We start from the raw sequence: 20,940 nt of genomic DNA, 5'->3' as shown, positions 1-20,940 counted from the left end.
TTTTACCTTAATCAAACGACAGACGTCGGCGTGCGCGGGATGCTGGCTTAACGACGGCCTGCGCCATAGCCTCACCAATTTCAGCACAAGCCGTAAGCCCCTGAACGAAAGGCCGATCGTGCATTAACCAAGGCAACGCGCCGAACGCCACGCGACCACGAACTTCTTCCGGTTGCTGTAGCGTATAATCTTCACCGACATCAGGGATTTCATCGCCTGTTTTCTGTAGCTGTGCACGTAGTCCAGGGAAAGGAATGTCTTTCACTTTGAGCGGGCGCTGCCCACGAGCATCAATAAAAACGTCAAACGAGTAGCTGTTGTCCGCTGTTTTCAGCATTGTGTGCGTTTTGTCGATTTCCATATTGTATTCCTCACCGAGAGCGAGAATATGGATAATTCCCGCCTCGCGCAAAGCCAGTAAGCGCTTTATAGATTCAGAAGGAATAGCTGCATAATTGTCGATAAATACTCTGGCAAGGCCTTTACTGAACCGTTTATGGTCGTGCTCATTCAGATGCGGAACAATTTCCTGTACGGCTTCATGCAGGCGAAGAATGACATAACGCCAGGGAACGGTATGTTTTTCACGTTTATTTCGCTCGACTTCTGCTAAGTTTTTTTCTGCCCAGGCAAATGGGTCATGCTGTTTACGGTCAGCAAACCAGGCCAGCGCGAAGGTATCGACATTCAGGTCCTCTATCGCAATATGTTGGCTCCAGTCAGGATCAGCCGCAGTAATCTCTTTCAATATAAGTTTAAATACCCGGTCCAGAAGACCCTGTGTACCTTTTTCAATTTCCGCGTTCAGGGAATGTTCAGTGACAATGCGTAGAGGTTCGTAGGGAATTGGGCAATAGAAATCGGCTTCTGGCAAAATACCTGTGCGTGACATTAATGTAATACTGAGTTTTTCACTGTCGCTATCGCGCTGAAACAGAATGCGTTGATTATCTTTTTCAATAAAGGAACCATGCTGGATAGCAACCGCCATTGCGGCATCCAGCCCGCTCAAGGATGTTCCCATAATGCCCACGCGACAGGCTTCAATTTTCGCTTCCATTAACCCTGACCACGGGCTGGGGAAATATGTTCGGCTTGCTTGTTCTTCGTCAGGCCAGACGTGACCGGTGGCTATTACGGCTAAATCAAACGTCTCAACTGGCAAATCCCGAACTGTGAAGATAAGCACGCCAGAGTCTGTGACTTGCAGATCAGTCACCTGGCAAGATTCATAAACGTTGATTTCAAATTGCTGCTGCCGAGCTTGTTCTACCAACCGTAAAAAGCGATCACGGAAATATTCTCCTAACAAAATCCTCGGCAAAAACTGGCGATCGTGCAAGCTTTCCTTTTTAACGCCATAACGTTGCAGATGGCTGGCATCTTGCTCTTGCAACCATTCCAGATAAGTACAATAAATCGGCGGTATTTCAATGCTGGCAATATTTGCCAGCATCATTTTAGAGTTTTCTTCATCATTGTACGGCATACCGACACCAGCCTCGTCGGCTTGCTCGAAGAGAGAAATGGAGAGTGGCGTTTGTTGCTGCAAAAGCGAGAGGAAAGTGTAGATCCCTGTTGGTCCGGTACCCACAATGGCAATTTTTTTCATTGTTACTTACCTGTATGCATTTTTTTGAATTTGGTGTTATCAGGTAAGTGTGGTGGAAATATTTAGAAAAGGAGAAATTTCAGACGGGGACGAAAAGGGCGCGTATCGCCCTTCATTAATCTGTGTCAGGCCAGTTTTGCCTGATTGATTTGACTCAGTGACTCATTGACATCGAAAACTTTGGCAATAACTTCTGCGACACCAAGATTTTTCAGGCGGGCAGTATGTTTGTCCAGATAAGCCAGGGCGCTTTTTTCATCGGTAAAAAGGTAGATCCCACCGGCTTCATGGTTCTTTTCACTTTCTGTCCACACCTTCCACAGAAAACCGGGTTCCTGATTAATCGACTCGGCAAGCGGTTTTAGTTGCTCAGCCATTTCGTCGCCAAAGGGGCCATTAAAAGCAAAATGAAGTTGTAATAAAGTTGCCATAGCTATTCTCCTTCTGATAACGCATACGAGGATAGTGTAAAACTTTTAACGTATTGGATACAGAGAAGAAGCAGGAGAAACAAAAGGGAAGAAAAGACCAGATTAAGAAAATCTGGTGCGTCCGAGTGGACTCGAACCACCGACCCCCACCATGTCAAGGTGGTGCTCTAACCAACTGAGCTACGGACGCAGGATGGTGCGTTCAATTGGACTCGAACCAACGACCCCCACCATGTCAAGGTGGTGCTCTAACCAACTGAGCTATGAACGCAACGTTGTAGGTGACAACGGGGACGAATATTAGCGGCAGAGCGTGAAGGTGGCAAGAGGCAAATCGTAATTTTCTGCGCTATTTCTATCGTTTGCAGAGCTTTTAAGCAAATTGGCGATATTTTGTTGATTTGCAAGGGCGATTTTTGGCCAGAGATCATATTTAGATTTGATACAGCCGATTATCCCTCGACTCACAATGTAAAACAGAGACTTTGCCACCATATCAATTCTATCGTGGATAAATCCTTCGTAGCCTTTACACTTAGGTAGCGATAAAGGCACACAGATGCAGCATAGGAATAAGTCATGGGATCTGATGCAAAAAACTTGATTAGCGACGGGAAAGTGCAAATTGTTCATGCTGGAGACGTTATCGGCGCGACTCAACTTACTGATGGCGAGTTGATTGTTGAGGCAGGCGGAAGAGCAGAAAATACCGTGGTCACAGACGCTGGCTGGCTGAAAGTTGAAACTGGTGGAATCGCCAAATGTACACAGTACAGCAACAATGGCACGTTATCAGTCGGTGACGGCGCAATAGCCACTGACATTGTTCAGTCAGACGGTGGAGCGATTAGCCTCTCAACGCTCGCGACTGTTAATGGCCGCCATCCCGAAGGTGAATTTAGCGTTGATCAGGGCTATGCCTGCGGTTTATTGCTGGAGAATGGCGGTAATCTGCGGGTACTGGAGGGCCATCGCGCGGAAAAAATCATTCTGGATCAGGATGGTGGTTTGTTGGTCAACGGAACAGCATCAGCAGTTGTTGTAGATCAAGGTGGTGAACTGTTGGTTTACCCTGGTGGAGAAGCCATCAATGGTGAGATAAACCACGGTGGCGTTTTTATGCTGGCAGGTAAAGCCAGTGATACGCTGATTGCGGGTGGCACCATGAATAATCTCGGCGGCGAAGACATTCATACCATCGTTGAGAATGGCGCCGTTTATCGCCTGGGGACAGACGGTCTGCAACTCTACAGTTCTGGTAAGACTAAAAACCTGACAGTTAAAACCGGTGGGCGGGCTGAAGTGCATGCCGGTACGCTGGAAAATGCAGTGGTACAAAGTGGGACAGTGATTGTGATGTCTCCCACCAGTGCGGATGAAAAATTCGTCGTAGAAGAAGACTGTGCTCCGGTTGAACTTACGGGGAGCGTTGCATTACAGGACGGCGCTTCTATGATTGTTGGCTATGGCGCTGATCTGAAACAATCAACGATTACGGTCCAGCAGGAAGGCATGTTGATCCTCGATGGCAGCACGGTTAAAGGTGACAATGTCACTTTCTATGTTGGCAACCTGAATCTCGATGGTGGAAAAGTGTGGCTGATAACGTCAACAGCAACGTCTGTGCAGTTGAAGGTGAAACGTCTGCGAGGAGAAGGAACGATTTGCCTGCAAACCAGTGCGAAAGAAATTTCTCCAGAATTCATCAGTGTGAAAGGGGAAGTCAGCGGTGATATTCACGTTGAGATAACGGATGCCAGTTGGCAGCCTATTTGCAGCGCACTTAAATTGCAGCCGGACGAAGATGGCATTGGCGCAACGCTCCAGCCAGCCTAAAATTAAGGCGCAATCTTTGCGGATTGCGCCTCATTTTTTTATCGAGATGCACGTTGCAAAATGATAGCCGATGGTAGACGTTGCAAGAAACGCATACGTAGCATCATCATAATGGCAGCAGAAGTCAGACCGATAATAAAGCCTATCCAGAAACCTGCCGGCCCCATCGGCTCAACTACCAGATTGGTCAATGCCAGAATATAGCCACTTGGTAAGCCCAACACCCAATACGCGATAAAGGTAATGTAAAAAATAGATCGCGTATCTTTATAACCACGCAAAATCCCGCTACCGATTACCTGTATCGAGTCAGAAATCTGATACACCGCCGCCAGCAACATGAGGTGAGCAGCCAGTGTCACAACTTCTGGATTATCGTTATACAGAAGAGCGATCTGCTCCCGCAGCGAGATTGTGAAAATTGCCGTCATCGTTGCCATACAGACGCCAACCATAAGCCCGGTTCGTGCAGCAGTTTGCGCATCCAGCGTGGAACCCTGACCCAGACGATAACCCACACGGATAGTCACAGCCGCTGCCAGCGACATCGGAAGAACGAACATCAGCGAACTAAAGTTCAGGGCAATCTGGTGGCCTGCCACATCGACAATACCGAGCGGAGATACCAACAGCGCAACCACCGCAAACAGTGTTACTTCAAAGAACAGGGCCAGCGCGATAGGTAAACCCAGTTGCACAAGTCTTTTCATTACCGCCGGATCTGGTTTAGCGGTGCCTTTTTCGTTGCGGATATCGCGCATAGAACGGGCATGCTTAATATAGGAAACCATAGCAAGGAACATTACCCAGTACACCGCCGCAGTCGCCACACCACAGCCGACGCCACCGAGTTCAGGCATACCGAAGTGACCGTAAATGAAGATATAGTTAACCGGAATGTTCACCAGCAGGCCAATAAAGCCCATTACCATGCCCGGCTTGGTTTTTGCCAAACCTTCACACTGGTTACGAGCGACCTGGAAGAACAGATAGCCCGGAGCCCCCCACAATAGTGCACGCAGATAACCCACTGCTTTATCGGCGAGGGCCGGATCGATATTTTGCATGGAGCGGATGATATAACCCGCATTCCACAGCACCAGCATAATAAGCACGGAGACGAAACCGGCCAGCCAGAAACCTTGTCGCACCTGATGCGCAATACGTTCACGGCGACCGGAACCATTCAATTGCGCGATGACTGGCGTCATTGCCAGCAGCAGTCCGTGACCGAAAAGAATCGCCGGGAGCCAGATAGAAGTACCAATGGCGACTGCCGCCATGTCGGTGGCGCTATAGCCGCCCGCCATGACGGTATCGACAAAACCCATAGCTGTTTGGGCGATTTGCGCGAGAATCACCGGGATTGCTAATGCTAATAACAGACGCGCTTCACTAATGTATTTCTGCACGTGAACACCTTTTATATTGTTGTTATATGAGAGACTAAAAAACCGCCTGAATGGGCAGCAAAAAGAAGAAGCAGGGGAAATTCAGTCTATTGTAGCGAGGATTTATTAATTCTCCAGTGAAAAAATAACCACTCAACCCCCTTTACTGGTAAGGACGTTTCCCACCTGCTATTGTGCTGAACAGAATGTCCTAACTGATTTCAGGAGTTGTAAGTATGTTTACGGGGATAGTGCAGGGCACCGCGAAGTTGGTGTCGATTGACGAGAAAGCAAATTTTCGAACCCATGTAGTGGAATTACCTGATTACATGTTGGATGGTCTGGAGACAGGTGCTTCAGTCGCGCATAACGGTTGCTGCCTGACCGTAACGGAAATTAACGGCAACCGTATCAGTTTTGATCTGATGAAAGAAACGTTACGAATAACAAACCTTGGCGATTTAAACGTTGGGGATTGGGTAAACGTAGAACGCGCGGCGAAATTCAGCGATGAAATCGGCGGACATTTAATGTCAGGTCATATTATGACCACCGCAGAAGTATCGAAAATAATAACATCAGAAAATAACCACCAGATCTGGTTCAAAGTACAGGATGAGCAGTTAATGAAATATATCCTGTATAAAGGGTTTATTGGTATTGATGGCATCAGTCTGACGGTTGGTGAAGTGACAGCGACCCGCTTTTGTGTGCATTTAATTCCGGAAACGCTGGAACGTACCACTCTCGGTAAGAAAAAACTCGGTGCACGCGTCAATATCGAAATCGATCCGCAAACTCAGGCCGTGGTAGATACTGTTGAACGTGTGTTGGCGGCACGGGAAAAGAAATAAAGCTGCGTTTGAAATGACATCGCCCCCAAAATGGGGGCGATGAAATAATACTTAACGCGCCACGCGAAGGCCGCTTTCGACCCCACGTGAGAACACCACTTGCCAGAGCTGGATATCACGGGCGCGGAAGGCACCAGCGCAAGCATTCAGATAATACGTAAACATCCGTTTAAAGCGTTCACTGTAGTTATCGGCAATTTCCGGCCAGGCGGCGAGGAATCGTTCATACCAGGCCATCAACGTAGTGTCATAGTCAGCGCCAAAGTTATGCCAGTCTTCCATCACAAAGTGTGGTTCACTGGATTGCGCAATCTGGCGTACAGAAGGCAGGCAACCATTCGGGAAAATATATTTGTTAATCCACGGGTCAACATTCAGATCGGTTTTTTTCGAGCCGATAGTATGTAGCAGGAAAATCCCTTCTGGCTTCAGATTACGATCCACCACCTCAAAATAGGTATCGTAATTTTTCGGTCCGACGTGCTCGAACATACCAACCGAAACAATACGGTCAAACTGGTCGTTCAGGTCACGGTAATCCTGTAGCAAAATGGTGACATCCAGACCTGCGCAGCGTTCCTGGGCCATTTTCTGTTGTTCGGCAGAAATCGTGACACCAACCACACTTACGTCATAATTAGACGCCATGTAATGCGCCAGCCCGCCCCAACCGCAGCCGATATCCAGAACCCGCATGCCCGGTTTTAACTGCAACTTTTCACAAATCATTTTGAGCTTCGCTTGTTGGGCAGATTCCAGATTATAGGCATCTTTCCAGTAAGCGCAGGAATACTGCATGAAGGGATCCAGCATACGGCTGAACAGGTCATTACCAAGGTCGTAATGCTCTTTACCTACTATCCAGGCACGTTTTTTACTTTGCAGATTGAAGAGCCGTGCGCCAGCAATGCGCAGTGTGTCTTTAAAATGATGGGGGAGTTGGTTTTCAAGCCCAGCGCGTAAGACTTTGCTAAAAAACATATCCAGTCGGTCACATTCCCACCAGCCATCCATATAACTTTCGCCTAACCCCAACGATCCTTCCTGTAGAACGCGTTTAAAAAAATCGGGGTTTTTAACTCGAATATCTGCCGGGGCAGAGCCATTAATGGCGATGCCTGCACGGCTAAGTAATTCGTTGGCGATACGGTACCAGTTGTCATCCGGTACGCTGACTTCTTCTATACACGATGAACTCATAGTTTCTCCATCACTGGTCGGTGATCAGAACCTTAAAACAGCGTAGACGCTTTTTGGGCTTTGTGAGAAATCTCGCAGGAAAACCGCGAGTCTATAATCCGACGTAGAACAGAGGAAAGGAGGAACCCTTGCCGAAATGACCATCCATAGTGACCCGGGAACGCTCCTGTCCCCGTAAAAACATAATATTTATCGTAATATTAACAACTGGAACTCAGTATAGGCTGCTAATCTCAATCATACAACAAAATTTTGTTAGCAGCCTAAGTATAACGATATCGCTATAGATCAATGTGATTCACTATGTGCGACTTCCGTCTCGCCATGATTCTGGCAGTGAGATTCAGGTTGATGTTGCATCTTATAGCCGATAGCAACCAGCACCACGGTCGATAACATCACGCTGGTGGTGGTGAACAGTGGCGTGCTGACGCTGATGAGCCAGGAAACCCCCAGGCTTGCGAGGAAGCACAGACCCAATTGCAGGGTATTCTGCAATGCAGCAGCGCGGCCAGTCGCATGCGGGAAGGGGCGTAGCGCCTGGGCGACCACAATCGGGTAGATTGCCCCGTTGGCAATGGCCATCACACAGAATGGGATCAGAATTTCGGCCAGCGACACATGGCTAATGAAGCCCGCAGCCCAGGTTGCTACCACGCTGACGGCAAACAGCGCCAGCAGCCACGGTAACAACTGCTTACCCTGCCATTTCTGCAATGCGGCGCGACAGCCGTAACCACCAATAAGAAACGCGATGGTTTGCGGAACATAACTTAATCCGATTACTGCCGGACTGTAGCCCATTTCGCTGAGGATAAACGGTGAACCGGTTAGCCAGGCAAAGAAACTGGCTGAACAGGCCGCATAAATCAGCACATTCCCGCGATAGGTTTTTGAACGCAGCAGATCGGTAAAGGTCAGTCCATCCTGACTATCATTGCGTGCTTTCGTGGTGGGTTTAAGCCAGAAAATGGGCAGAATCAGCACTACGGCAATGGCAAACAGAGTGGCGAAAATCGCCTGCCAGGAAAAATGGACCAGCAGCCAGCTACCTAACAGCGGAGCAAGCGCCGGAGAAAGCCCCACTAAAGGCATAATGGTCGCAAAAATACGGTTAACTTTTTGTGAAGGATAGTAATCCGTCACCAATGCCTGCCAGATAACGGCCGCGGCACAGACACCAACAGCTTGCACAAAACGCAATACCAGCAGCGTGGCAGCGTTTTCCACCCATAACATTCCCAGACTACCCAGCGCAAAAATTGTCAGGCCGATCAATAACACAGGTTTACGACCATAACGATCGGAGAGCGGCCCCCACAGGAGCTGGGCAGCGGCAAAACCGGCAAGGAACAGACTAAGGCTGGCACTGACAGCAGACGCAGGCGTTTGCAGGTCGGCCTGAATGGCGGCGAAAGCGGGCAGATACATATCGGTTGCCAGAAAACCGAGTACGCTCAAACCCGCCAGCCAGACTAAAAATCTTTTCCCAGGTTGCATGTATATTCTCTAAATTCCTCAATTAAACACCGTCGCAAAGTGTAGGGAGTGAAATTCCTGTTGTGAAACGGTAATATTTGATGACTGGTTTCAAAAATTTTGCAGGCAAACTATGTGGTCTGAGTATTCTCTCGAAGTGGTTGATGCAGTGGCGCGAAATGGCAGCTTCAGCGCTGCAGCCCAGGAGTTGCATCGCGTTCCTTCTGCGGTCAGCTATACCGTACGTCAGCTGGAAGAGTGGCTGGCGGTACCGCTTTTTGAACGGCGTCATCGTGACGTGGAACTGACCGCTGCCGGGGCGTGGTTTCTCAAAGAAGGGCGATCTGTTGTCAAAAAAATGCAGATCACTCGCCAACAATGTCAGCAGATAGCGAACGGCTGGCGCGGTCAGTTAGCCATCGCGGTAGATAATATTGTCAGGCCAGAACGCACGCGGCAGATGATTGTTGATTTCTATCGCCATTTTGATGACGTCGAACTTCTGGTTTTTCAGGAAGTGTTCAACGGCGTCTGGGATGCGCTTTCCGATGGGCGCGTGGAACTGGCGATTGGCGCGACACGAGCGATTCCGGTTGGGGGCCGTTACGCCTTCCGTGATATGGGGATGTTGAGCTGGAGTTGTGTTGTTGCCCGCCACCATCCGCTTGCGTCGATGAATGGGCCGCTCAGCGATGACACGTTGCGCAACTGGCCGTCGCTGGTGCGCGAAGACACGTCGCGGACGTTACCAAAACGAATTACCTGGCTGCTGGATAACCAAAAAAGGCTTGTCGTACCTGACTGGGAATCATCGGCAACCTGTATCTCGGCCGGTTTATGCATAGGCATGGTGCCGACGCATTTCGCCAAACCATGGCTTAATGAGGGAAAATGGGTGGCGTTAGAACTGGAAAATCCATTCCCTGATTCGGCATGTTGTCTGACATGGCAGCAGAATGATATGTCGCCAGCGTTAACCTGGTTGCTGGAGTATCTTGGCGATAGTGAGACGCTGAATAAGGAGTGGCTGCGGGAGCCGGAAGAGACTCCCGCAACGGATAATTAACGACGATAGTCGCGGAACGGACCGTCAGCTACGGAGCGGCGTTCAATAAGCCGCGGATGAACTTCGATAGACTGCGGTTCTTCGCGTTTGTTGACGATACGGTCCAACAGCATGTTGAACGCCGTTTCGCCCAGCGAATCTTTTGGCTGATGGATAGTGGTCAGCGCCGGGGTAAAGTAGCGGGCGTTGCGCACATTATCATAACCGATCAGCGAAACATCCTGCGGTACGCGCAGACCCATTTCATCAGCAGCGCAAAGTGCACCCATTGCCATGATATCGCCGCCACAGAAGACCGCAGTAGGGCGGTGTGGCTGCGACAGGATTTGTTGCATGGCGCGATAACCCGATTCAGGTTCAAAGTCACCCTGCACAATCCAGTTTTCCGGCACCTTGATCATCGCTTCTTCCATCGCCTTCATAAACCCTGCCAGACGACCCGCGCCGGTATTACGTTCCAGAGGACCAGGGATAACGCCGATTTCGCGATGACCGCGTTCAATCAGATAGCGTCCGGCCATGTAGCCGCCTTCAAACGCGTTATCGATGACCGCATCGGTAAAGTCGGCTTTTGCTTCGCCCCAGTCCATTACCACCATCGGGATATGGCGATACTCTTCCAGCATCGCCAGCAACGGTTCTGGATACTCAGAACACATGACCAGCAGGCCATCGACGCGTTTTTGCGCCATCATCGACAGATAGGCTCTCTGTTTCTCAAGATTGTTCCACGCGTTTCCGAGGATCAGCGTGTAACCTTTCTGGAAGCAATTTTTTTCAACCGCTTCGATGATCTCCGCGAAATAGGCTGCTTCGCTGCTGGTCGCCAGCAAGCCGATAGACTTGGTATGGTTAACCTTCAGGCTACGCGCTACCGCGCTAGGGGAGTAGTGTAATTCTTTAATCGCTGCCCACACGGCGTTGCGCGTTTCTTCAGCGACGAAACGAGTTTTGTTTATAACGTGTGACACAGTTGTAGTGGAAACGTTTGCTCGCTTCGCTACATCTTTTATTGTTGCCATTCCATTTCACTCCAGACCCTAACTTCAGCTCCTGCAAAATCGCAAGGTAAACGTTTGCCTTTACACACCTTACGCGCAACAAAAGTGTTGCGGTACGCCGGAAAAACGACACAGAGCGTCAGGAAGGGGTCAATGGCCAGTACGCAAATAGTGTAAGCGTGGAATTTTGGCCGATCTTGATGAAAAGGGGAAGTGGTAAAAACACTTATCATTATAAATGGCGGGAGATTTTTTCTTCACAGTGTGTAAAAATGCGTAATATCACTTTTTGTAGGGTAATAAAAAAGGAGAAAACTTGATGAGTACCGATCTTAAATTTTCACTGGTAACAACCATTATTGTCCTCGGTTTGATCGTGGCCGTAGGTTTGACTGCCGCGCTGCACTGACTTCCCTTCGAGGGAGCGCATCCTCCCTCGCACTCTCTTCCCTTTTGTTAGCAAAATGGCAAAAGTGTTTTCCCTTTTTGTTATTTTCAATTTTTTGTGATTGCTGTCATGCTTTCGCCACTTTGATGAATATCGTGTAATGACGCGAAGAGGTGGAGATTAGGCATGAAAATTAACTATCCGTTGTTGGCGCTGGCAGTTGGCGCGTTTGGTATCGGGACAACGGAGTTCTCGCCAATGGGCCTGTTACCCGTCATTGCGCGCGGTGTGGATGTCTCGATTCCTGCTGCGGGCATGTTAATCAGCGCCTATGCGGTTGGCGTGATGGTTGGCGCGCCGCTGATGACATTACTGCTGTCTCATCGCGCCAGGCGCAGTGCGCTTATTTTCCTGATGGCCATTTTCACTCTTGGCAACGTGCTTTCCGCCATCGCGCCGGATTATATGACGCTGATGCTTTCACGCATTTTGACCAGTCTGAATCACGGGGCATTCTTTGGTTTGGGTTCAGTCGTGGCCGCAAGCGTTGTGCCTAAACACAAACAGGCCAGCGCCGTCGCCACTATGTTTATGGGCTTAACTCTGGCAAATATTGGCGGTGTTCCTGCGGCGACCTGGCTTGGCGAAACTATTGGCTGGCGGATGTCGTTTCTGGCAACGGCGGGGCTGGGCGTGATTTCAATGGTTAGCCTGTTCTTCTCGTTACCGAAAGGCGGCGCAGGTGCGCGTCCGGAAGTGAAAAAAGAGCTGGCGGTATTGATGCGTCCGCAGGTGTTATCAGCCTTGCTGACGACGGTACTGGGGGCAGGGGCAATGTTTACGCTCTACACCTATATTTCACCAGTACTGCAAAGTATCACCCACGCAACGCCGGTGTTCGTAACAGCCATGCTGGTGCTGATTGGCGTTGGGTTTTCTATCGGTAACTATTTAGGCGGTAAACTGGCGGACCGTTCGGTCAACGGCACGCTGAAAGGCTTTTTGTTGCTGCTGATGGTGATTATGCTGGCGATCCCGTTCCTGGCGCGTAATGAGTTTGGTGCGGCTATCAGCATGGTGGTGTGGGGCGCAGCAACCTTTGCGGTGGTACCGCCGTTACAGATGCGTGTGATGCGAGTTGCCAGCGAAGCGCCAGGGCTGTCTTCCTCAGTGAATATCGGTGCCTTTAACCTGGGCAATGCTCTGGGTGCCGCGGCAGGTGGCGCAGTGATTTCGGGTGGTCTGGGGTACAGTTTTGTGCCGGTGATGGGGGCAATTGTCGCAGGACTGGCATTGTTGCTGGTGTTTATGTCAGCCAGAAAACAACCTGAAGCAGTTTGCGTTGCCAACAGTTAATAAACGAAACGCAGAAGGGGATACCTTCTGCGTTACAGTTTGCAGGCAAAGTGCGATTTATCTTGCCGGATGCGGTGTTAACGCCTCATCCGGATAGACCCGATAAGCGTAGCGCATCAGGCAATGTTGCATTTGCCATCAGTTATTATGCAGCGAGATTTTTCGCTACGAATTCCCAGTTCACCAGCGCCCAGAAGTGCTCCAGATAGCCAGGACGCGCATTGCGATAGTCGATGTAATAAGCGTGTTCCCAGACATCAACGGTCAGCAGCGGGGTCGCATCGGTGGTCAGCGGAGTACCAGCATTAGAGGTAGAAACGATAGCCAGTTTGCCATCGCTGTTTTTCACCAGCCAGGTCCAGCCAGAACCAAAGTTTTTGATCGCAGCGTCAGTAAACTGTGCTTTGAAATCGGCAAAGCTACCGAAAGATGCGGCGATAGCTTCAGCGACTTTGCCAGTCGGTTCGCCACCGGCGTTCGGTGCCAGGCAGTTCCAGTAGAAAGTGTGGTTCCAGACCTGAGCTGCGTTGTTGAATACGCCACCTTCAGAGCTGCGAATAATCTCTTCCAGTGATTTACCTTCAAACTCGGTGCCTTTAATCAGGTTGTTCAGGTTAGTGACATAAGTCTGATGATGTTTGCCGTAGTGATACTCAATGGTTTCCGCAGAAATGTGCGGAACCAGAGCGTCTTTAGCATATGGTAGTGCAGGTAATTCGAATGACATTGCTACTCTCCTTTATTATTCATTGGTATACGCACAATAGCCTTATTGTGAGTACGGATAGGGTAGCAAATTAAAAGGTGATACAAAAGATGAACTTACCCTGTTGTCGTAACAACAGGGTAAAGTTTTAGCGAAGTGTTTTTGGGGTCATTACCCGACGAGCGCCAACATAGTGACGTTGCCAGTAATCTTCACTTAACGACGTGATTTGAATTTCCTGACCACTGCGTGGTGACTGAATAAATTTACCATTGCCAACGTACACGCCTACGTGATCGGCAGTCCCACGCCCTTGCGTGCGGAAGAAGACCAGGTCGCCGTTTTTCAGTTCACTGCGATCGATAGGTGCCGCATCGCGCAGGTGATACATTTCGTTGGCCGTGCGCGGAATACGGATCTTAACCAGGTCTTTATAAGCGTAATAAACCAGTCCACTGCAATCAAAACCGGTACGCGGTGAACTCCCGCCCCAACGATATGGCTTGCCAATTTGCTGCATCAGTTTATTCATCGCCACTTTAGTGGCTTTCTGAACTTTGGCTTTGTGCGCATCGGCAATAGTGCCAGGGGCGGCATTTTTGACTTTCACGCAATGTGACTTATTGCCCTTACGTTTGGTGCACTTTTCCGTAAAGCTGGCAGACGCCGTTTTAGTGACAACATTTTTGCTTCGAGTTTTAGCGTTTTTAGAAGCGGTAATGGAGGATTTTTTAACGGAAGAAGCGGTTTTGCTTTTGGTCGTACTTTTACTGGCGACTTTTTTGGCGGTTTTCTGACTGGCTTTATTATTGGTCTTTTTGGTGGTTGCCGTGCTTTTCTTTTTATCTGCTTTTTTGGTGATATGAGTGGTAGCAGAACTCTCCCTGGCTTGCTTGGAAGCATAGGCCATAGGCATTAAAGGCAGGGTGGTAAAAAGTAAAGCACAGAGCGTGATCGAAATACGGTTTATCCGCGCCACTGAGCGTCCCTCTGTTAAGGCAGGTCTATCATGCCTGCGTCTGATTTACAAAACTTGATGATTCTAATGCATAGAAGAAGGGAAAGTTAATAGCTTTTATTGTTAAAAAATACGTTTCGTCGGCGAGCGCAAAAAAAAGCAGCAGTGAAAGCTAAAAATGGTCACAAATACGCCAGCTTGCAGCGTGGCAGAGTAGAAACGAATATTTGAAATGCAACAAATAGAGCAAAGGGATAAAATAGCAAAAGCATGATGAAAATGTTATTTTCCGATGCCGCACTGACCCGCTACAATGTCAGATTACTGCCGTAAAGAAGTTTGAGGAAGCAAGACAATGAGCACCACTATCGAAAAAATCCAACGCCAGATTGCTGAAAACCCGATCCTGCTGTACATGAAAGGTTCACCGAAACTGCCGAGCTGCGGTTTTTCTGCTCAGGCAGTCCAGGCGCTTGCCGCTTGTGGCGAACGTTTTGCCTACGTTGATATCCTGCAAAATCCGGACATTCGTGCGGAACTGCCGAAATATGCTAACTGGCCGACTTTCCCGCAACTGTGGGTTGACGGCGAGCTGGTAGGCGGTTGTGATATCGTGATTGAAATGTATCAGCGTGGCGAACTGCAGCAGCTGATCAAAGAAACTGCTGCTAAATACAAGTCTGAAGAGCCGGATGCTGAATAATCCGTTTCGCAATACTGACGGATGCTAACCGGCATCCGTCAGTGCTTTTTATCCCCAATCCAGCCCTTGTGGCGAACTTGAAAATCCCGCTTCACGCAGTAGCGTAAACATCGGCGTTTGCCGTACCGGTTGGTCATTCACTTCTGTCAACGTAAAGCGTAGCCGTGGTTCTCGCCGTAACGCGGTGGTTAGCGCCAGGAAAACCTCCGGTGGTAATAATTCATCTTTTTCCTGCCAGACCAGCATTTTTTTGCCACCTTGCGCAAGATAAATCAATAATTTGCCGCCAGAAATGACCACCAGCGCGCCTGCCCGACGAGTCGGAACCAGCGTCGCCGGATGTGCAGGCCAGGGTAGTAGATTCCCCCACAAATTGGCCGGATCGTTGGCACTAAGGGCCACGGGCATATATTGTCGCGTCTGCGTGGCATGGGGCGCCAGGTCGCGCAGACGGTCAATGGTCTGGCGATCAGCAAATTGTGCACCACCCAAACCTTCAACAAATCGACCCCGCATAATTCGCCCGGAATCTTCCATACTGCGGCAAAGCGTTTGCATCGACGGAAATCCGCCAGGAATATTTTCAGCAATCACCGCCTGACGGCTGATGATTCCGTAGCGGTCGAGCATATTTTCCGCCAGCGCCAGCATCCTTTCGGTATCGTTTAGTGGCTCCACCTGCAATAACGACCAGCGTCCAGCCAGCTTTGGTGTGTTGTAAGATACCGACGGCATAGCTGACGGTGCATAAACCGGACGTCCACGACGAGCCCGGCTACTGCGGCGAGTGGTCGGACTGCTTCGGGTGAGGGCGCGCAACGGTGCCCAAATATCACAGGTGATGACGCCTTGCCAGGCCAGTTCCCAAAGCGCCTCTTGCAGGGCTGAAGGCTCTACGGGCTCGCCGATTATCTCGCCTGTTCGTTGGCTGATTTGTTGCGCAAACCATGCGCCCCCGTCAGCCAGAACCACGATAATTGCCAGCTGAAGCGCTGAACGTTTCGCCTGATCCTGTTCTGCGGGAATGAACGATTCGGCGGCAAATTCCCGTAAATGCAGTGCCACCAGACCGTCATCCTCACCGAGCTTTTTTTGCCCCGACCAGATAACCGTACCGGTTGCCAGCAGTTCATCGAGCATTTCTGGCGAGTAATCGCGTACGCGGGCGGGCAGGATCTGGCTTTCCCACAGTGAGGCGGGTAAACCGACACCAGCAAGCTGTTCGATAACTCGCATGACGCCATCCACGCCTTCATAAACGCCTGGCGATGTTGAGGCAAAGAGCGCCGGGCTACCATCGGTGGCGGGGAGCACGCCCTGATGTTCCAGCAGCAATCGTGCATAGGCAATGGCGGGTACCGGACGCGTAGCTTCTCTGGCAGCCTGCAGGGAACGTAAACGCAAACGACGAAAAACTTCATCGCTCACCCAGATGTCTTGTTGCAAATTCATCACCAGCCCCTGTTCGCGCAATTGATGAAGTTGCTCTTCGACAATGGCAATACCGAGGCTAAACTCATGAGCCAGTTGTTCAGCCGTGACCAGAGCATGAGCCCGGAGATAGCGCAGAAAGAGATCGCGAAGCGGGTAATTGACACGGTGCAAGTAAATATCAGGCAGCGAGTCCGGCAGTTGCACTCCGAGAGTATCGCGTAATTTGGCCGCATCGTCCATACAGGCCAGATGCTCCTGAGCTGCCATGATCACCGGGAAGATTCTTTTTTCCGCCAGAAGATTTTCTACATATGTCTCAATCTCTTCACGACGGCCTGTATGCCGTTGCGCCAGATCCTCAACGGTCATTGGCCCCAGTTCGCGCAACAGGTCGAAAAGACCTTCTTCACCTTTCGCTTTTCTGCCAGGGGCCAGTCGCTGTAACTCTTCTTCCACCTGACGAATGACCTGCGGGTCGAGTAACTCACCAGGATCAACCTGACCGAGTAGATTGCGCAACAATTCGCTGTCCAGAGACAGCACTGAAGCTCGCCGTTCTGCCAGCGGGGCGTCGCTCTGATACATAAATTCCGCCACATAACCGAACAATAAACTGGCGGCGAAAGGCGAGGGCGTAGCGGTCGTTACATCGGATATTTGAATTTCGCCACCGTTCAGGCGACGCATCAAACGTTCCAGCGCGGGAAGGTCATACACATCCTGCAGGCATTCACGCAGAGTTTCGAGAATGACAGGAAAATCCGGATATCCCTGGGCGATTTCCAGTAACTGGCTGGCACGCAGCCGTTGTTGCCAGAGCGGGGTGCGATGGCCCGGTGTTCGGCTAGGCATTAATAATGCCCGCGCGGCGCATTCGCGAAAACGGGCTGCGAAAAGCGCTGAGCTGCCCACCGCCTCGCGGACAATTTGCAGCAACTTTTCCGGTTCAAACAAAAATATCGCGGCGTCAGGCAATTTGCCGTCGGTATCTGGAATGCGGGCGACAATACCGTCATCGCTGGCGACTACCGAGGCATCAGCGCCCCATAGCGCATGCAGTCGTCCGGCAATCGCCAGCGCCCACGGTTCATGCACTCGTCTTCCATAGGGAGAGTGTAAAATAATGCGCCAGTCGCCAATTTCATCACGGCAGCGTTCGAGAACCAGGTGGCGGCTTCCAGGGACAACGCCCGTAGCGTTACGCTGTTCGTCAATCAGCCCCTGAATATTGGCGAGAGTATTTTCTTCTGCCAGCCACGGCGGGATATTTCCGGAAAAGAACGCGCCATCTGCCAGCAAATGGAGAAAATCGCCGATCATTTCCCCCAATTCAGCGGGGCGTCCATTACCTTCGCCACGCCAGAAGGGAAGTCGGGCAGAGCGACCTGGTGCAGGTGTCACAATGACCTGATCGCGGGTGATTTGTTGGATCCGCCATGAGGTAGCGCCGAGAGTGATGATGTCATTCACTCGCGATTCATACACCATCTCTTCATCCAGTTCGCCCACCCGCCGCGAGCCTGTCTGTTCTTCACCTTCGGGTAATAACACACTGTACATGCCACGATCCGGAATGGTGCCACCGCTGGTAACAGCCAACAGCTGAGCGCCAGGTCGGGCGGTCAATATCCCCGTCTCCCTGTTCCAGACCAGTTTTGGTCGAAAAGCAGAAAAATCGCCTGAGGGATAGCGCCCGGAAAGCATATCCAGCGTGGCGTCAAAAACTCGTCTTGGCAGATCTTTCCACGGTGCGGCACGGCGTACGCGGGAGTACCATTCGTCTACCTGTAATGCATCCATCGCCGCGGCGGCAACGGTTTGCTGCGCAAGGACGTCGAGTGGATTATGCGGTGGCGTCAGGTTTTCCAGCCTGCCTGCAAACATACACTCGACAATGACGGCGGAATCGACTAAATCACGCCGGGTACGGGGGAAAAACAGCCCTTTAGATACACCGCCAACCTGATGTCCGGCGCGACCAATGCGCTGTAGTCCGCTGGCGACAGAAAGCGGCGTCGCCACCTGAATCACCAGATCCACCGCGCCCATATCAATCCCCAGTTCGAGACTGGAAGTCGCGACCACACAGCGCAATTCGCCTGATTTCAGTGCTTGTTCGGTTATCGCCCGTTGTTCTTTAGAGACGGAACCGTGGTGCGAGCGGGCAATGAAAACGTCGCTACTTTGTACGCGGTTAGAGGTTGCGCCGGAGGTAGACTCGAAATGAGCGGCGTCTATGGCGATGGCCGGGGAGCGCTGTAATCGTGCGGCGTAAAGCTCATTCAGCCGTGCCGTCAGTTTTTCCGCCAGGCCGCGAGAATTGGTGAAGACGATGGTTGAGCGATGGCGCAACACTTCATCAAGAATGCCGCTTTCAATATACGGCCAGATTGAGCCTTCTCTGCCCGCATGGCTGTCTTCCCCGGTGCTGCTGGCGACCGACGAGATATCATCCATATTGGCGACCGGTACGACAATCCGTATCTGCGGATGGCGCATTGCGGGCGGGTTGACTACAGTAACCGGACGATCGCCACCAAGAAATGCGGCCACATCGCTGGCTGAGCGTACAGTCGCGGAAAGTCCAATTCTCTGTGCTGAGGTGTGTAGCAGCGCATCGAGCCGTTCCAGGCTTAACGCCAGATGCGCACCGCGTTTGCTGCCCGCTACCGCGTGGACTTCATCAATAATTACCGTCTCGACGCCGCGTAGCGTTTCGCGCGCGCGGGAGGTCAGCATCAGATAGAGTGATTCGGGCGTGGTTATCAGAATATCCGGCGGATTGCGGGTCAGTTTGCTGCGTTCCTGCGCGGGCGTATCGCCAGTACGGATGCCCACGCGAAGATTGACTTCCGTTTCGCCGCGCCGCCGCCGTTCCTCTGCAATGCCTTGTAACGGGATCTGCAAATTGTGCTGAACGTCGGTGCCTAAGGCTTTAATTGGTGAAATGTAGAGGATGCGTGAGGTTTTGCGTTTATGCGCCTCGCTGGCATGCTCGCCACCTTCGCGGATGAGCTGATCCAGTGCGTAGAGAAATGCTGCCAGCGTTTTCCCTGAGCCAGTCGGTGCAATCACCAGCGCATGTTCGCCTCGTGCCGCCACATGCCAGGTTTGCGACTGGACAGCGGTCGGCTGTTTAAAGGCGCGAAGAAACCAGTCGCGGGTCGCCGGTGAAAACACGTCCGGCAGGGGCGATGAAGAGTTTGGGTTATCTGCCATTAACGCTATTCCCCGTGAATATCATGCATGATGCGTGGAATAGCCTCACTATAGATGCCTGAATCATTGCATGTCATCAGGCATCGACTCGATTACACCTCTTCGGCGGCAGGCAGCGGCCAGCCTCCCAGACGTTTCCAGCGATTGACGATTTCACAAAACAGCACAGCAGTGCGTTCGGTGTCGTACAGCGCGGAGTGCGCCTGGGTGCTGTCGAAGTCCATACCCGCGGTCTGGCAGGCTTTTGATAATACGGTTTGTCCGAGTGCCAGCCCGGCCAGTGCCGCGGTGTCAAAAGTGGCGAAAGGGTGGAATGGGTTACGTTTCAGTGAGGCGCGTTCTGCGGCGGCCATCATAAAGCTGTGATCAAAATTGGCGTTGTGCGCCACCATAATGGCCCGGTTACAGCCGCTCGCTTTAATGCCTTTACGTACAACTTTAAAAATTTCGTGCAGCGCCTCGTATTCGCTGACCGCGCCGCGATCGGGATCGTTCGGGTCAATGCCGTTGAAGGCGAGGGCCTCTGGCTGCAAATTTGCGCCGACAAATGGTTCGACGTGGAAATGTAATGTGGTGTCCGGCATCAGCCAGCCTTGTTCATCCATTTTCAGGGTGATGGCGGCAATCTCAAGCAGCGCATCGGTTTTGGCGTTAAATCCGGCTGTTTCAACATCGATCACAACAGGATAAAAACCACGAAAACGGTCGCACAGACCGGTAAGTTGAGCGTTATCGGACATCTGATTCTCTTAATACGGATAAATTGCAGCGCGCATTATGACAAATATTACTTGTCGATGCAGTAAAGATGCGGGCGCGATGAGTTCGCGCCCGGCAGGAGATTAGTTGCCCAGACCGCGACCGGCGTCTTTCTCTTCGATTAATTCAATTTTGTAACCGTCCGGATCTTCCACAAACGCGATAACCGTAGTACCGCCTTTTACCGGACCCGCTTCACGGGTCACGTTACCCCCGTTTTGACGGATTTTTTCGCACGCTTCAGCGGCGTTATCAACGCTAAGCGCGATATGACCATAAGCAGTGCCGAGTTCGTATTTATCCACGCCCCAGTTGTAGGTCAGTTCAATTACCGCTTCTTCGGTTTCCGGGCCGTAGCCAACAAACGCCAGTGAGTATTTGTATTCCGGGTTTTCGCTGGTGCGCAGCAGTTTCATGCCCAGCACTTTGGTATAAAAATCGATGGAGCGTTGCAGATCGCCAACGCGCAGCATGGTATGAAGAAGACGCATCTTTATATCCTCAAAATGGCTAACAGATTCAAAATGTTGTTTTAGTATAGCGGCGG

17 protein-coding genes and 2 tRNA genes are annotated in these 20,940 nt (G+C 51.0%); 6 read left to right on the top strand and 13 right to left on the bottom strand.

Annotated features, from left to right (window positions below; translation table 11 throughout):
* Positions 1-7: 7 nt before the first annotated feature.
* From D9734_RS13880 to D9734_RS13865, 4 genes are all read right to left on the bottom strand, one after another.
* On the bottom strand, positions 8-1,612 hold the full coding sequence (locus D9734_RS13880; RefSeq protein WP_130208212.1) for an FAD-NAD(P)-binding protein: 1,605 nt from the start codon (positions 1,610-1,612) through the stop codon (positions 8-10).
* Between the two features lie 125 nt (positions 1,613-1,737).
* Positions 1,738-2,043, bottom strand: a complete 306-nt coding sequence (locus D9734_RS13875) for a monooxygenase (protein ID WP_130208210.1) — start codon at positions 2,041-2,043, stop codon at positions 1,738-1,740.
* 113 nt (positions 2,044-2,156) lie between these two features.
* Positions 2,157-2,233, bottom strand: a tRNA-Val gene (locus D9734_RS13870).
* Between the two features lie 4 nt (positions 2,234-2,237).
* Positions 2,238-2,314, bottom strand: a tRNA-Val gene (locus tag D9734_RS13865).
* Between the two features lie 308 nt (positions 2,315-2,622).
* Here D9734_RS13865 and D9734_RS13860 point away from each other — a divergent pair.
* Positions 2,623-3,879, top strand: coding sequence for an AIDA repeat-containing protein (locus D9734_RS13860; RefSeq protein ID WP_130208208.1), 1,257 nt, complete (start codon positions 2,623-2,625; stop codon positions 3,877-3,879).
* 38 nt (positions 3,880-3,917) lie between these two features.
* On the opposite strand, the gene mdtK is transcribed toward D9734_RS13860, so the two are convergent.
* Complete coding sequence (gene mdtK / locus D9734_RS13855; protein ID WP_130208206.1) at positions 3,918-5,291, bottom strand: multidrug efflux MATE transporter MdtK; 1,374 nt, start codon at positions 5,289-5,291, stop codon at positions 3,918-3,920.
* Positions 5,292-5,506: 215 nt separating this feature from the next.
* Here mdtK and D9734_RS13850 point away from each other — a divergent pair, with 215 nt between their 5' ends.
* Complete coding sequence (locus D9734_RS13850) at positions 5,507-6,124, top strand: riboflavin synthase (protein WP_064530047.1); 618 nt, start codon at positions 5,507-5,509, stop codon at positions 6,122-6,124.
* A gap of 51 nt (positions 6,125-6,175) precedes the next feature.
* On the opposite strand, the gene cfa is transcribed toward D9734_RS13850, so the two are convergent.
* Together cfa and punC are read right to left on the bottom strand one after the other, a co-directional pair.
* A complete protein-coding gene (cfa, locus tag D9734_RS13845) occupies positions 6,176-7,324 on the bottom strand; it encodes a cyclopropane fatty acyl phospholipid synthase (protein ID WP_130208204.1) in 1,149 nt (382 codons plus the stop codon).
* A gap of 288 nt (positions 7,325-7,612) precedes the next feature.
* The gene (punC, locus tag D9734_RS13840; protein WP_130208202.1) at positions 7,613-8,824 is read right to left on the bottom strand and encodes a purine nucleoside transporter PunC; all 1,212 of its coding nucleotides are present in this window, start codon (positions 8,822-8,824) and stop codon (positions 7,613-7,615) included.
* A gap of 112 nt (positions 8,825-8,936) precedes the next feature.
* Between punC and punR the strand changes: the two genes are divergently transcribed.
* Positions 8,937-9,869: a DNA-binding transcriptional activator PunR gene (punR, locus tag D9734_RS13835; protein WP_130208200.1), complete on the top strand. Its 933-nt coding sequence runs from the start codon at positions 8,937-8,939 to the stop codon at positions 9,867-9,869.
* Here punR and purR read toward each other — a convergent pair.
* On the bottom strand, positions 9,866-10,891 hold the full coding sequence (gene purR / locus D9734_RS13830; RefSeq protein WP_000190978.1) for an HTH-type transcriptional repressor PurR: 1,026 nt from the start codon (positions 10,889-10,891) through the stop codon (positions 9,866-9,868). The genes punR and purR overlap by 4 nt on opposite strands.
* Positions 10,892-11,189: 298 nt before the next feature.
* Here purR and cydH point away from each other — a divergent pair, with 298 nt between their 5' ends.
* Positions 11,190-11,279 (top strand): cytochrome bd-I accessory subunit CydH, encoded by a 90-nt coding sequence (gene cydH / locus D9734_RS13825; protein ID WP_000102278.1) that lies wholly within the window; start codon positions 11,190-11,192, stop codon positions 11,277-11,279.
* A gap of 165 nt (positions 11,280-11,444) precedes the next feature.
* On the top strand, positions 11,445-12,614 hold the full coding sequence (locus D9734_RS13820; protein ID WP_130208198.1) for an MFS transporter: 1,170 nt from the start codon (positions 11,445-11,447) through the stop codon (positions 12,612-12,614).
* A 145-nt stretch (positions 12,615-12,759) separates the two neighbouring features.
* Here the strand turns inward: D9734_RS13820 and sodB are convergent, their stop codons facing one another.
* Both sodB and mepH read right to left on the bottom strand, forming a co-directional pair.
* On the bottom strand, positions 12,760-13,341 hold the full coding sequence (sodB, locus tag D9734_RS13815) for a superoxide dismutase [Fe] (protein WP_130208196.1): 582 nt from the start codon (positions 13,339-13,341) through the stop codon (positions 12,760-12,762).
* 127 nt (positions 13,342-13,468) lie between these two features.
* Positions 13,469-14,299: a peptidoglycan DD-endopeptidase MepH gene (gene mepH, locus D9734_RS13810; protein ID WP_130208194.1), complete on the bottom strand. Its 831-nt coding sequence runs from the start codon at positions 14,297-14,299 to the stop codon at positions 13,469-13,471.
* A 334-nt stretch (positions 14,300-14,633) separates the two neighbouring features.
* On the opposite strand from mepH, the gene grxD reads away from it, so the two are divergent.
* Positions 14,634-14,981, top strand: coding sequence for a monothiol glutaredoxin 4 (grxD, locus tag D9734_RS13805; protein WP_000108172.1), 348 nt, complete (start codon positions 14,634-14,636; stop codon positions 14,979-14,981).
* A 48-nt stretch (positions 14,982-15,029) separates the two neighbouring features.
* Here the strand turns inward: grxD and D9734_RS13800 are convergent, their stop codons facing one another.
* The 3 genes from D9734_RS13800 to gloA form a co-directional block, all read right to left on the bottom strand.
* Positions 15,030-19,634 carry an ATP-dependent helicase gene (locus tag D9734_RS13800; RefSeq protein WP_130208192.1) on the bottom strand — a complete coding sequence of 1,535 codons (4,605 nt, stop codon included), beginning with the start codon at positions 19,632-19,634 and terminating at the stop codon, positions 15,030-15,032.
* A gap of 92 nt (positions 19,635-19,726) precedes the next feature.
* Complete coding sequence (gene rnt, locus D9734_RS13795) at positions 19,727-20,374, bottom strand: ribonuclease T (RefSeq protein WP_001282281.1); 648 nt, start codon at positions 20,372-20,374, stop codon at positions 19,727-19,729.
* Positions 20,375-20,476: 102 nt separating this feature from the next.
* Positions 20,477-20,884, bottom strand: a complete 408-nt coding sequence (gene gloA, locus D9734_RS13790; RefSeq protein ID WP_001237796.1) for a lactoylglutathione lyase — start codon at positions 20,882-20,884, stop codon at positions 20,477-20,479.
* Positions 20,885-20,940 lie beyond the last annotated feature (56 nt).

The organism is Escherichia sp. E14S1 (genome assembly GCF_004211995.1).
Classification (GTDB): domain Bacteria; phylum Pseudomonadota; class Gammaproteobacteria; order Enterobacterales; family Enterobacteriaceae; genus Escherichia.
The sequence above is the reverse complement of the archived record's forward strand: the minus strand, read 5'-3'. Positions and strand labels throughout refer to the sequence as shown.